The following is a 12851-nucleotide window of genomic DNA, read 5'->3' as shown; positions in this document are numbered from 1 at the left end:
GGAAGCGATAGGGTTATCGTCCATATTCGCGGAAGAACCGCGGCAGTTCCAGTGGCCCGCAGCGCTCGATCAGCTTCCACTCATCGGTTCGTAGCTAGGCGCCGTTGACGCGGTCGCCCTCCCGGTCCTTTGCAGGATCGAAGTGAATGCCTCCGAACTCGGCCGCAAAGACGTCAGCGTCGGCTCGGCTCGCGAAGCAATAGAGCCGAAAGTCCTCCTGCTTGCCGTTCGGCCATATTGCCGTGACCTGCTGGGTCTTGGGGCGGGGTTCGAAACGCCGGCACAGTACCGCTCAAGGAGATCGTAGTTCTCCATGCATCACAGGTCGTTTGGCAGTGCCACCTGGTGCGGTAGGTTCTTGCGGATATGCCAGTGCTTCGAGTTCTCGCGTTTCTTCGAGGCCGTCACTCTTCTCGCTGTCCCTTCAACAGCGCTAGCAGCTCGTCATATTTGGCGCCGCACCGCTCGTAGACACTCCCGCCCTTGATCAGCTGCAATAAGTCTTCGGCGCGCCTCACCCTTTCGGGTGTTGTTGCCGAAACACTACATTAGCCCCCCCCCCCCCCCCCCCCAAAAAAAACATCGAGAGTTGCAGCAAATCTTCTTTTGCAGCGATTGGTGTGTATGTTGCCCGGGAATTCAATTGGGGCTTGGTACTATGAAAAAGATTCTACTCGCATCGGCTGTCGTGGTCGCATTTGCGGGTGCCGCACGTTCGGCTGACGTCGTTGCGACTGAGCCTGAACTTGCCCCGGCCGGCTTCAGCTGGACTGGTGCATATGTCGGTGTGCAAGCAGGAAATAGTTGGGGCGATGCCAATGCAGACTATGTCAATCCCTTTGTGTGGCCTACTTCACATGATCCGGCTGGCTTCCTCGGCGGTGTTTACGTTGGTTACAACTATCAATTTTCCAATAACATAGTATTGGGCCTTGACGCAGACATCGCTTGGTCGGGCGCAAATTCCGAGTTTAAGGACTTCCCCGGCCTCGTTCGAACAATGGTCGACGTGGACTACACGGCAGCTGGTCGTGTCCGTTTAGGTTACGCGGTCGACCGGTGGTTGCCGTACGTTGCTGGCGGCATTGCCGTGTCTCGCGCCGAGTTCGGCTATGACATGACCGTTTCGGACGCGGCGATCAAGGACACTCTGGTCGGCTGGACCTTGGGCGGGGGTGTTGAATTGGCGGCTACGGACAACCTCATTCTCCGTGCTGAATATCGATATTCCGATTTTGGAAGCGGCAAAGAGCATATGTTTGCGGGCTTTCCAAACCACTATGCTCGCTACGACTTGAAGTCTCACGACATCCGGGTTGGCTTCGCCTACAAGTTCTGATCGCAGTCGATCTGCTTCAAGCCCCGCTTCGGCGGGGTTTTTTGTCTGCCCCCAAACGCAAAAGGCCCCGCCGGCCGGAGCCCGCGAGGCGGTCAAGCAGACTTGAATTTGCGGCGCGGAGTTAAAGCCTGCGCCGTGAAACTTTAAGTCAGGGAGGCGTGCGGCCAGTCATCTGGTACCAGACCGCAACGGCTGACGACGCTCCAGCCAGGATCAGCCCACCGATGAACCACAGCGCCTTGCCGAGCTTGCCTGCGCCAGCCACCTACTGCTGGACGCCGAGATAGTCCTTCACTCCCGGCTCAATGGCGTTCATCCGCTCAGTCAGATCCTTAACCTCGCTGCGCAGCGTGTGGATCTCAAGCGGTCAGCGCCTTCAGTTCGTCGTGCATCGGCGGCTTTCCGAGGCTTCGCTGATGTCTTCTTTCAGCGCAGTGACGGCGCCGATGAGTTTGCCGATTTCGATGTCGAGGTTGCCGGCCGTCATCGCTTCCGCCCGCACAGCCTCTCGCCGGTCTTGAGATAGGCCAGATGCCGCGCTGCCTCGGCGTCTGACATCGCGTTGTACACCTGGTGCGAATATCGCAGATCGGGCGCGATCTCGCAGAAGCTGCCCGCGCCGTCGTGCAGGCCGCCAACCCGGTCAGGACGACGATCAGCAGCAGGATGCGGGTGATGATGTCGGCTAGCCGACGCTTCATTTGCTGGCCCTCCTGGCGAGTTCGGCGCGCACCTGATCGGCCGGCATGGCACCGACGTCGATCTGTACTTCGTCTCGGATGTCGCGGGCCTTGGCTTCCTCGGCAGCGTGCTTGGCCCGCTCCTTCTGCGCGCCGCGGCTGTTGCCTTTCAGGAAGGCCACCAGTGCCGCAATTACGCCGCCCATGATCGCCAGCAGCGTCGGGTTGGTCAGGGCCGAGAGGAGCAGCGCCGTCATGTTACTCGCCCGCCGACTGGGGGATCTGATAGACGCCGCCGGCAACCAGGGCACCGACGATCAGGTCTCGCACGATCGCGTCTAGGCCCGGGATATCAATCTCGAAATGCCGCAGCCCGATCAAGGCACCGATGCCGAACGCCGCGATGAAGAATTTCGAATACTTGCGCATGTCAGTGTTCTTTCCTGGAAAAGAGCGCGGCAATCGACTTGCTGATGAGTTGCAGGAAGTAGGCCAAGCCCTTGGCGGGTTCGGCGGGGGTGGTGACCGGGGACGATGAAACTGGCTCGAAAGGCTTGGGAATGCTGGGTTTCGAGGTGGTGCCCTCGCCCGTGTTCGGCGCGGCCATCTTCAGCGCCTCGGAACGGACACCAGCGACGCGAGAGGACCAGCCCTTGCCGAAGGTGCCAGAGGTCTTCAGTCCGCGTAGGAAGGCCATGCGGCGGCCGCAGAGATCATGAATGACCGCGGCGTGCGGCTTGGCTCGAACCGCTGCCAGCGTGGCCGGACCGATCCTGCCGTCCTCGGCAACACCAACGACACCCTGCAGGTACTTGACTGCCCTGCCGGGCTCGCTGTTCACCGCGAAGTCGAACACGGCATAGTCGACCCCGTCGGGAAGCTCGGCGCCGTGCACGGCATCCCAGTAGAAGCGCCTATAGACCGGGCCACCCTGCTCGTTGGTAATCTTGCGCAGATCGTCCTTGGTCGCGTTTGGCTTCACGTATCGGCGGAAGTTCGCCAGCGTGACGCCCTTCATGGTGGCGCCGCCTGGATCGGCCGGATGATCTGACCAGCCACCTTCATGTTTCAAGACGAGCGAAAGCGCCCGCGCGAAGTTGCGGTCCATGTGTTTTCTCTAGGTTCAATGTTCGATTGGGCCGACACGACGCTTGGAGCTATGCTCAATCGGCGTGAGGGGAGAGATTCGTCATGAATTGGGAAATCATTCGCCGGGGGGCGAGGTTGCTGCTCTTTGCAATCGGAGCAGGGCTTTTCTTAGTTGCCACTTGGATCTTGGCAATGGAAGACAAGGCAAGCTCTGCGAGAGTAACCGCTGCGGTCGGGTTTGGTTTCGCGTTACTTTACTTTCTGCCACTCGTCGAAAGTTTTGAGGCCTTTGGGATGGGCGAAACTCAAAACTCAGGTCAATCAGGCTGAACATCTTCTCAACAGCATCCGCCAACAGTAACAGTTTAGTCGAAACTCTTGATAGAACAGATCGCTTGGCAGGGCAGGTTGGGCACATCTAGTTGGTCAAATAAGCGCGCGATGTTAGCTGCCATCAACGACAACCTCCTTGAAATTGGCGTTGATGTGAAAACCCTTGAAGCAGTTAGGGAGCCCTTCCTGTCCTGCTGGCGCTTGGCGAGCAGAAAGCATCGGTGGCTGGCGAATGTTGGAAAGCTGGAACTGTCACGGCTTCTGCCGAGGCCTACCTAGAAAAGTACGGTGGCAACGGCGCCTGGAAGCCACTCTACGATACGGCCTTTGGAAATCTAGCACAAAACTAGCCTTTCATGCGTCTCAGCCGCCGTCATTCCCGCTGGGTGCGGGATCAGCGCGAAATTCGAAGACGGTTGAAAATCAGGGTACGGCGGCGCTTGAATTCCTTTGCTGACCAGGACGCCGTTGAGGCGGTGCTAATTTTGTCTTATGGCTGCGCATTGCGCGTGGATTTCTAGAGAGAGACAGCAACTATGGACTTGTTGGCGACGCTGCGCCGGAAACGGGAAACCATCGCCTGCAATGTTTGCGGCGACGCGACCTTTCTCGATATGAACAAGCGCGAAAAGGTTCGGTGCAGCAAGTGCGGCTCGCTGGAGAGAACACGCGTCATCAAACTCATGCTGGACGACCTCGGGTTCCCCGAACCGGGGATGCGCGTCCTGCATCTCGCGCCGGAAGGCGGGCTGGCCAACCATCTCAAAAGCCGCGTCGGCGAGGCGAATTACGACGCCCGTGACATCGATGTCGAGCGATACGCACATGTGAAAGTGAGCTACTTCGACCTTGTGAAGGATGCCGACAAGCTTCCGTCAGAGCAGTTCGACCTAATCATCCACAGCCATGTGATCGAGCATCTGCCATGCAACGTGACGGCGATCCTCTATCATCTTCATCGCTCGCTGACGAAGCGAGGTGTCCATGTTTTCAGCTTCCCGATCTATGGCGCTCACTATGAGGAATCGCTGTTTCCTCTTTCGGAAGAGGAGCGGCATCGGCGGTTCGGTCAGTTCGATCATGTCAGGAAATTCGGTGTGGAGGATATTGGCTTGACACTCGGCATGATCTTCAGACTTCCCGAGCAATACGACCTGACGGGACGCTTCACGAAAAATGCGCTGAGATCAGCTAATGTTCCAGAAGAAGCCTGGCGCGGCTTCACCGGGCACAGTGTCTTTGCGATGCGCAAGGACGATCTGTTGCTTCGCTAGGACTCATTTTTGCTTCTTCAGATCGTCAATTTCAGCGTACAGGTCTTTGACGAGCGCCAGAAGATGCACGGCAAATCGATCGTACTGGATTCCATCGGGTACCGTCACGGCACCGTCCTTCAACTTGCGCTCTCCCTCGCTTGGGCCTTCTTTGACGATCTCCCAATCCTCATCCTTATGCCCATAATGCACGAAGCGAGGATCGCCGCCGCGCGGCGTGGTGCAGCGCCTGAAGCCCAAGCTCCAATAAGGGTCCGAGTGGGCGTTGACACCCTAAAATGTCTGGTGCATCTGCCTTCGTCAGGACCGGGGATTAACAGAATTGCGACCGAACGATAGGCTACGCTTCACAGCGATCGAGGGCGCGCGCGCCATTCTGTGTTTTTGGGTCTTCTTCGGACACGCACTCCAGGCATCTGGATTTGTCGAATCGGACCTTTGGTGGCCTTTAGATGTTGTGGGCACACCCGCCCAGGGCGTCGTCGGGTTCACGATTGTCAGTGGGTTCGTCATCACCCATCTGATAACGAAAGCCCAAGAACCCTTTGGCCTGTACATTTGGCGGCGATTTCTTCGGCTGTTCCCGCTTATGGCTTTTTGCCTACTCGCGGTGCTTGCTATCCAGCTTTATGACCCGCGTATCCTCGCGTTCGATAAGCAGTACGCTTCGGCCTACATCGTCACCCATGCCACGATGCTTCACGGCGTCTTGCCGAATGAGATTTTACCTGCCAGCGCAACCGCCATTCTCGGTCCCGCCTGGAGCATCTCTCTCGAATGGCAGTTTTATCTCGTGGCCCCAGTGCTGATTTTGGCACTTTTCAGTGAGCGATATGCCGTGTTCGCTGCGGTCGTGGTGTTCGCCTTGATCGCCGCCCCCGATACATGGGAACTGTTCGGTCGGACTTTCACATTCCCGCACGGCGCGTTCTTGCCGACCAGTCTGACCTTCTTTCTGATTGGGATTGTCACCTATCGAATGGGCGAGCACATCAGAGCATTGGGCGCGCTCAGCCTTCCGTTGTGCGTCCTGACTGTGATCTTGGTGTTCGGCGTGACCCGCAGCTACCCGCTCGCGATCTGGTCGGCTGTGTTGCTCGCCATGTTCAACAGCGCGGCGTTGAACAGCTTTTTCGCAAACAGGACTCTGGTCTACCTGGGGCAGATCTCCTACAGCGTTTATCTCATCCATTGGATCGTGATTTCGTGCTTGCACCGGTGGGCTATCCGTGACCACTTCGAGAGTGGAACCTGGGCGTTCTTCTTGGCGCTCACGGTGCCGGCGCTTCTGATCACGGTCTCCATATCCGCTCTGACCTACCGGTTTATCGAACGTCCATTCGTTCGGTTTGGTAAGTCAGGGACAGATGGCTCCAAGCGGACAACAGCGGCTGGCGCATCTGCATAGATGAAAAATTCGGCACGCGAGACTTGACGCATTGCGCGGCAAGCAGGGCAATCCCGTCGGCCGCATCAGATCATTGGGTCGATCCCAACCACGCAATCGCAAAGGTGCGAAATGTCTGTCAATTCTGAAGATGCACAATGGGAAGAAAAACGTCTGATTTTCGTGGCGATGCAGAAGTATCTGCTCAGCAAGATTCAGGTGAAACCGACTTGGCGCATTGCCGAATTCGGTATCGGCAAATGGGGTTTCGGTCGCTTCTATCGTGAGATGGGAAGCAGCGTGGTTGGAATTGACATCGTCGACTATTCGGCGCGACACCCTGGGGTCGAGTTTGTACTTTCGGATGGCGACACGATCAACCTGCCCGATGCCAGCGTTGACATGACGGTGTCACACTCGGTTCTGGAACATGTTTCCGACCTCGACAGATCATTGGCCGAAATTAACAGAATCACTCGGCCCGGCGGGCAGTTCTTCTTGACTGTATCGCCGCTCTACTACTCGGCCTACGGGGCGCATATGCGAGTTGACGGCAAGCGCCTAGAAAACTGGGAACATCTCGACGCGGGTGACCCTAGCTATCTCAGCGAAAACCCCATGCCTGGCGCGAATTCGGCCGGCCATTCATTGAACAAGCTCACTTCGTCGAAGTTTCTCGCGTCAGTGGGGCGCCAACCTTGGTCGATCCTCGCCTATGACATCACGTTTGAGGGCAAAGCGCCCCCGGCAAGTGTCGATAGAACGCAATGTTCAGAGATGGAACTACTCGTCCGAGGTTTTCGTTTCGTGGGACGCCGTGAGCGGTAGTTTGGGGGCCGTTGCAACTGCGTCAGCGCTGCAAGAAATTGTGCGACTTCGCCATACGCCTTTGCACAAGACCGTTCATGTCGGACTCCTGGTTGAAGAGGCCGTAGCCCGCCTGAGATTGAACTGACCGGCGAAGCGGGTCCGGTAAGAAGCTGGTCGAGCTGCATGGCGTGGTGCAGCGACTGAGACCGCAGCTGCATTGACACGCCACTAGTCCTTTCTTAACAGCCGAGTGAGAAGTTTCTCAACGGGTCGTTGCACTTTGGGCAGGGCAAGTCGTGAAGACCGCAGTAATATCGATGGTCCGCAACGAAGCGGATGTAATAGAGACTTGGCTGCGCCACCAGTTCGCGATGTTTGACTATGTCTTGGTGGCCGATCATCTGTCCACAGATGGCACGTACGAATTTCTGTCGGCCGCCGCTCAATCAGAACCCCGGCTCCGGGTTCTCCGCTACAAAGAGCGAGCCTATGACCAACACACCGTCTTAAACCTGCTTCGAAGCCAGACTCTAGTCGACTGGCCAGATTTCGATTGGCTTTTCGTGCTCGATGCCGATGAATTCTTGAGCTACTCTACGCGGGACGACTTCATTTCGGCTATTTCAACCGCCCAAGCGCACGACGTGCTGGCGTTCCAATGGCGGAACTTCCTACCCACTGACCCTGGCGTGATCACGCCTCAACTACATGGAAGAAAGGCCAAAGGCCTCTCCAGATACGGCAAGGTTGCATTGCGTCGCAATATTGCAGCGGATCTCGACTACATGATCCCAAAGGGTGCGCATAAGCTTAAGCATAAGACTTTAGGCTCTATTAATGGGTACTCGATGGGAGAGCTTATACACATTCCGATCCGGTCAACTGAACAGATATGGAACAAAGTTCTTCAAGGCTGTGAAAGTTACCTTAACGTTCCCGATTACAATGGCCGCGAAGGCTCCCACTGGTTTGATACGCTCAATCATTTGCTTTCATACCCCACAGATTGGACAATGGCGGAGCAGTTGCTTCATGAATATGGAGCTGCAAGAGCAAAAGTTGATCTAGAATCCGCATCACTAGCCTTTCAAGAATCTAGCATCCTGCTACAAACCGCGCCTTTGGCGAAACCAGCCCTAGAGGGTGCCGCCAATCTAACGCCAGAACTACAGCCGCTAAATAACCAACGTTTGCGGCGGATAATGCAGATGGACAAGAGAGGCCTCTTGAAGCAAAATATTGCAATCGTTGGCGACAATATCCGGGATCAGGCAGACCTTGCTGACAGGACATTTCGCAGCTTACCAGGTCTTGCGGTGCAGCCCTTTTCAATAGAGAAGCTGATCGACGCATTACAGTCGGCTTTCTGGGATATTAAGCATCGCCCCGCAACCGCATGGGCAGAGCACATCCCTTTCATGTTCTCGTTGTTCACACTGCTACGGCCGCGCACTTTCGTGGAGCTTGGTGTCCACAACGGGGCCAGTTTCCTGGCAGCATGCCAAGCGGTCGAGCGAGATCGAATTCCGTGTGAATGCGTGGCAATTGACAACTGGTTGGGTGATCCACATGCGGGTTCCCACGAACCGAGTGTCTTCACTGAATTTCGACGAAATCTGGAGCCATTCACGCCTTTCGCTGGCTACCTACGGATGAACTTTGCCGAAGCGCTCCCCCAATTCGAAGACAGGTCCATCGATGTATTGCATGTCGACGGATATCATACCGCCAATGCCGTGCGACAAGATTTCGACCTGTGGCTTGCTAAGATGTCCGATCAGGGAATTATCCTGTTTCATGACACCAACGAGTTCAAAGCAGATTTCGGCGTGTGGAGGTTCTGGCGCCTCATCCGTGAACAATATCCGCATGTCGAGTTCGGGCATGGTCACGGCTTGGGGATTCTGATTGTTGGCAAGAATAGTCCTGCAAGGATTGGTCTATCCGACGACGCGAACGTGTCGCTATTGTCCCGCAATATGAATGATCTGCTTCAAGTGCTTTTTGGCAACGTTGGCAAACTATCTTGGGCAAATCAGATTACCTCACACCAAACGTCTACCGTCACGAGAGCTCCCGCCTCTACGCCCCAGGCGCGTGCTCCGATCGCCCCCTCGCCGGCAGTGATCAACGAGATGCAGGGACGGATAGATCTACTAGAGAGCCGTGTTCGCAAATACGACCGATCACTCTATGGAAGAGTCCGGAATGGCATACGCAAGATACGACTGCGGCTGAAAGGCGTCACCGAAGATTGATTTGATCAGCGGCACCATTGAACGGAGTTGTCGCTAAGTGACACAGACATTTGCCTCTTTTTGGTTTGGGGGCGCCCTTTCTCCTCACAGTCAGCTTTGCGTTCAAAGCTTCCTAGATCACGGCCACCAATTTCGTATCTACAGCTATGATGCGAACCTGGCGGTCCCTGACGGCTGCCACGTTGCCGACGCATCACAGATTTACAACAGTGACAAGGTGTTCTTCTATAAAGGCGCCGGAGAAAAAGTTTCAGCATTCTCAAATATGTTTAGATATCGGATGATCTTTGAAACCGGTATTTGTTGGGTAGACACCGACGTTCTGTGCACCAGTTCAGCATTTCCACATAGCGAATACCTTTTTGCGCGCCAGGACGACGAATATTTCAACGGAGCGGTGCTCCGATTTCCACGTGGACATGAAGCGATGCGCCTTGCCGCAGAATACTGCTGGGATGTCCGCAAAACTGCAAAATGGGGCGATTTAGGCCCTCGACTGTTGACGCAAATTGTAAATGAGTATCGCATGGAAAGCTTGGCAGTCGACAAACAGTTGATCTATCCGCTGCATTGGAAAGAGGCAATGCTCGTGCTTGACCCAGGGAAAGGACAGCAGGTTTCGCAGCGAGTTACTGGAGCAGTGGCAGTCCATCTTTGGAATGAAATATTCACCCGCAATGGCGTCGACAAAAGGGCATTACCTCCGGAAGGCAGCTATCTGGCCCAAGCTGTAGAACGGCACAGGTCAGGGAAGTATTTTTCAAAATGAGTTTCTCTTCCAGCCTTGGTCTTGCCGATAGTTTGGCTTCGTGGGTATCTGCGAACGGCACCGCGCGTCCCGAGTATCACACGCTGAAAGTAATTTCTGGCAATGTCTGAAGCTCGCCAAGAAAGAAGCGACGCGATTGATGCTTTACGTGCAATCGCAATTCTTTTTGTGCTGAGCTACCACTATACTGCCAGGTTCCCACCTGAATATATGAGGTTTGATCAAACGGTTCCGTGGCCATGGCATGGCGTATACGGCGTCTACTTGTTTTTCATCGTAAGCGGATATTGTATCATGATGACGGCCGAAAGGTCGGGATCAAGAAGCCAGTTTTTGCTTCGCCGCTTTACTCGCCTCCAGCCGGCACTGGTGGTCTCTATTGTAGTAACGGTCAGTGTTGTCGGATTTTTCGGACTCCCCAGTCGCGAAGTCTCTGCCCTAACAGCATTTCAGAACGCATTATGGGTTCCCCTATTTTCTCCCAATTCCTCATTGGTTGACGGTGCTTACTGGTCCATCCTAGTTGAAGTAAAGTTCTACGTCGTCTTCGCTGCACTTTATTTCATAAAGCCTAATTCAGGTCTTTGGCTTTTTGTCGCTTTTGTAAGCGTAGGGGCTTTGATGCATTTCACTGGCATTGGAATGAGCCATAAAACCGCGATCTATCCCTTTCGCGGCATTTCTGTGTCATACTTCATCTTCCCCTTTAGCCTATTCTTCTTGATAGGCGTGGCAGCCCGAAGCGCGAACTATGCCACTCAGATCGCCATCGTGAGCACATGCGTCGTCACAATGTATTTCCTTTGGGGTTGGAGTTCATCTTTTGCTTGGGGCGCCGCTGTTTCCGCTGTGGGGGCTATTGGGGTGCAGTGTCGTGGCATCCGCCTCTGGCGACCAATCGTTTATGTCGGTCTGATTAGCTACCCGCTCTACTTGCTTCACCAAAATGTTGGTGTTGCAGTGATCCGCGAGATGAATGCTTGGGGCATAACTCCTCCCTACATTCGCATAGCTATCGCCACCCTTGCTGTGATTTTTTTAGCGGCAGTCGTTTCGTGGGCAGTTGAGCATCGCTTCCGTCAGCCCATAGAGCGCGGCATCAATACCATTTCAGAACGATTTTTGAGAATTCTCCAAGTTCCATCTCACCCGCTGACGTCATCAGCCCGGAAAAACAACCGCTTACCCATCAGATCTGAAGACGACGAATGCGCGGTGCCACCTACCGCTCAACAGATGCCAAGTCGATCTTCCAATGCGGACGCCGCCCAGTAGCGACCTCACGCTGCAGCTTGGAGTGCCGCCCGCGCATCAAATATGAGTTCGTACCCACTGAGCCCCTCCTCAACGATCGATGGTAGGCCGTGCTGGGTGAGTTCTACGACGCAGGCTATCTGCGTGAAGATCGGTTGGGAAAACTTGACGCTCGGCTTTGGGGGATGTTTCGACGCCTCCCACACACTCTGGTCCTTCGGCGAGAGCAGGGAATGCACAGCGGGATGGTTGCTGTCATCTATGCGCTTAACACCGAATAGACGCCATCGTTGAACGCCGGGGATATTGGATATGATATTGTGAAATTCCAGCGAGGTCATTGCGTTCGGATGGCCCGTCCAATCCGACCAATAGAGCTTCAGTTGCTGGGAAAACAAATACCCGTCTGAATCGAACCATGGCTGTCGAATATAGACAAACTCGGATGCAACAGCACACGCAGCTGATATGCACCCCCGTGCGTTCGAGACACTAGGAAGGTGTTCGAGGAAATCTAGCATGGTGACGAAACGGACTGCGCCTGGATGCAGCGACAAGCTGGTTGCGTCCGCAATGCACGCATCGAAGCCGGCGGCACGTGTCTGATCAACTTTCGACTTGCTTAGGTCTATTCCGAGGCCTCGCGCGCCCCCCAACTTTCGCCGTGCGAACTCAAGCGAACCTCCCTTGCTGCAGCCGAAATCGATGTGGTCGTAGGTGTTGGTGCTCAAGTACCAGGCAAGGGACTCCTCGTCCGAAGGATGCGACACTGCCTTCTCGGCACTAGAGGTAACTGGATCCTGCATCCTGTTGCGAATTTCGGACAAGATCGGGTTTGTCCGCATGGACTCCGTCGCCCCGTCGATCCGATGAGCGGAATACTTACTGCGGAAGGCATTGCGGCCTTCGGCTGCAAGCTTGTCCCTCATAGTTGAGCCATAACTTGCCGATTTAGAATGGAAAACAAATGTGTCTATGGAAACCAACAAACCAAACCCGGCGTCCCCAGCGCGAAAACAATAGTCGTTCTCTTCGCCGTACCCTCTTGGAAAGCTGGCTTCATCGAGGTAGCCAATCTTCTCAATGACGCTACGCTTCAGCATGATGCAAAAGCCATTGAGCAACTGCACACGCGGCCGGATCTCTACATCCTGCGAACGCTCCTGAAGCCAGCGATCGTAATCGTCAACTGATGTGTCGGCAGGCAAAATATTGACCGCGAACTTGCCAGCCTCATCGACGACTCGAGGAACGGATTGATAGGTCGCTGCATTTGAAAGCGGGCCAACCAAACCAATGTCGGGCGAGTACGAAAGCGTTGAACGAAGCTTCGCAATCCAACCCAGGGGGACGACGGTGTCGCTATTCAGAAGGACTATCGTTTCTGCGGTGGAATACCTAAGGCCGCGATTGGCGGCCTTTGTGTACCCTGTCGCCTCGTCGCTGCGTAGCAATTCCACTCCAGGAATCGAGCCGAGTTCAGCAAGATATTGAGCGGTTTCGGCGGCTGAACCGTCGTCCACGAGGATCAATCTCTCAACGAAGTGGTCAGATCGAGCTCGGATGACGGAATCGATACATGCTCGCACTTCATCAAGTGCATTGTGAACGCAAATAACGATGTCCACTGCCGGATTGTCTGGCATTCAATTCGCTCC

Annotated in this window: 13 protein-coding genes; 8 read left to right on the top strand and 5 right to left on the bottom strand. The window is 55.1% G+C overall.

Going from position 1 to position 12851, the window contains the following annotated elements; genetic code table 11:
• Positions 1-658 precede the first annotated feature (658 nt).
• Positions 659-1339, top strand: coding sequence for an outer membrane protein (locus tag CO731_RS01455; RefSeq protein ID WP_108605637.1), 681 nt, complete (start codon positions 659-661; stop codon positions 1337-1339).
• A 697-nt stretch (positions 1340-2036) separates the two neighbouring features.
• Here the strand turns inward: CO731_RS01455 and CO731_RS01450 are convergent.
• Genes CO731_RS01450 through CO731_RS01445 form a run of 3 tightly spaced genes read right to left on the bottom strand, consistent with a single transcriptional unit; the run spans position 2037 to position 3127 of the window.
• The gene (locus tag CO731_RS01450) at positions 2037-2276 is read right to left on the bottom strand and encodes a hypothetical protein (protein ID WP_108605636.1); all 240 of its coding nucleotides are present in this window, start codon (positions 2274-2276) and stop codon (positions 2037-2039) included.
• A gap of 1 nt (position 2277) precedes the next feature.
• Entirely contained in the window at positions 2278-2448 is a 171-nt protein-coding gene (locus tag CO731_RS28935; RefSeq protein WP_199914533.1) for a hypothetical protein, read from the bottom strand.
• A gap of 1 nt (position 2449) precedes the next feature.
• Positions 2450-3127: a glycoside hydrolase family 108 protein gene (locus CO731_RS01445; protein WP_108605635.1), complete on the bottom strand. Its 678-nt coding sequence runs from the start codon at positions 3125-3127 to the stop codon at positions 2450-2452.
• Between the two features lie 83 nt (positions 3128-3210).
• Here CO731_RS01445 and CO731_RS01440 point away from each other — a divergent pair, with 83 nt between their 5' ends.
• Positions 3211-3438 (top strand): hypothetical protein, encoded by a 228-nt coding sequence (locus tag CO731_RS01440; RefSeq protein ID WP_108605634.1) that lies wholly within the window; start codon positions 3211-3213, stop codon positions 3436-3438.
• Between the two features lie 539 nt (positions 3439-3977).
• Positions 3978-4715 carry a class I SAM-dependent methyltransferase gene (locus CO731_RS01435; RefSeq protein ID WP_108605633.1) on the top strand — a complete coding sequence of 246 codons (738 nt, stop codon included), beginning with the start codon at positions 3978-3980 and terminating at the stop codon, positions 4713-4715.
• Positions 4716-4718: 3 nt separating this feature from the next.
• On the opposite strand, the gene CO731_RS01430 is transcribed toward CO731_RS01435, so the two are convergent.
• Positions 4719-4955, bottom strand: coding sequence for a hypothetical protein (locus tag CO731_RS01430; protein ID WP_159091521.1), 237 nt, complete (start codon positions 4953-4955; stop codon positions 4719-4721).
• Between the two features lie 82 nt (positions 4956-5037).
• On the opposite strand from CO731_RS01430, the gene CO731_RS01425 reads away from it, so the two are divergent.
• The 5 genes from CO731_RS01425 to CO731_RS01405 all read left to right on the top strand — a co-directional run bounded on the left by CO731_RS01425 (position 5038) and on the right by CO731_RS01405 (position 11214).
• Complete coding sequence (locus tag CO731_RS01425; RefSeq protein ID WP_159091520.1) at positions 5038-6123, top strand: acyltransferase; 1086 nt, start codon at positions 5038-5040, stop codon at positions 6121-6123.
• Between the two features lie 111 nt (positions 6124-6234).
• A complete protein-coding gene (locus CO731_RS01420) occupies positions 6235-6930 on the top strand; it encodes a class I SAM-dependent methyltransferase (protein WP_108605630.1) in 696 nt (231 codons plus the stop codon).
• A 278-nt stretch (positions 6931-7208) separates the two neighbouring features.
• The gene (locus tag CO731_RS01415) at positions 7209-9170 is read left to right on the top strand and encodes a class I SAM-dependent methyltransferase (protein WP_159091519.1); all 1962 of its coding nucleotides are present in this window, start codon (positions 7209-7211) and stop codon (positions 9168-9170) included.
• Positions 9171-9207: 37 nt separating this feature from the next.
• Positions 9208-9939, top strand: coding sequence for a hypothetical protein (locus tag CO731_RS01410; RefSeq protein ID WP_159091518.1), 732 nt, complete (start codon positions 9208-9210; stop codon positions 9937-9939).
• A 102-nt stretch (positions 9940-10041) separates the two neighbouring features.
• Positions 10042-11214 carry an acyltransferase gene (locus CO731_RS01405; protein ID WP_108605627.1) on the top strand — a complete coding sequence of 391 codons (1173 nt, stop codon included), beginning with the start codon at positions 10042-10044 and terminating at the stop codon, positions 11212-11214.
• 5 nt (positions 11215-11219) lie between these two features.
• Here the strand turns inward: CO731_RS01405 and CO731_RS01400 are convergent, their stop codons facing one another.
• Positions 11220-12839, bottom strand: coding sequence for a glycosyltransferase (locus CO731_RS01400; protein ID WP_108605626.1), 1620 nt, complete (start codon positions 12837-12839; stop codon positions 11220-11222).
• Positions 12840-12851: the final 12 nt, after the last annotated feature.

Origin of the sequence: Aminobacter sp. MSH1 (assembly GCF_003071665.1) — a bacterium.
GTDB classification, from domain to species: domain Bacteria; phylum Pseudomonadota; class Alphaproteobacteria; order Rhizobiales; family Rhizobiaceae; genus Aminobacter; species Aminobacter niigataensis.
The sequence above is the reverse complement of the archived record's forward strand: the minus strand, read 5'-3'. Positions and strand labels throughout refer to the sequence as shown.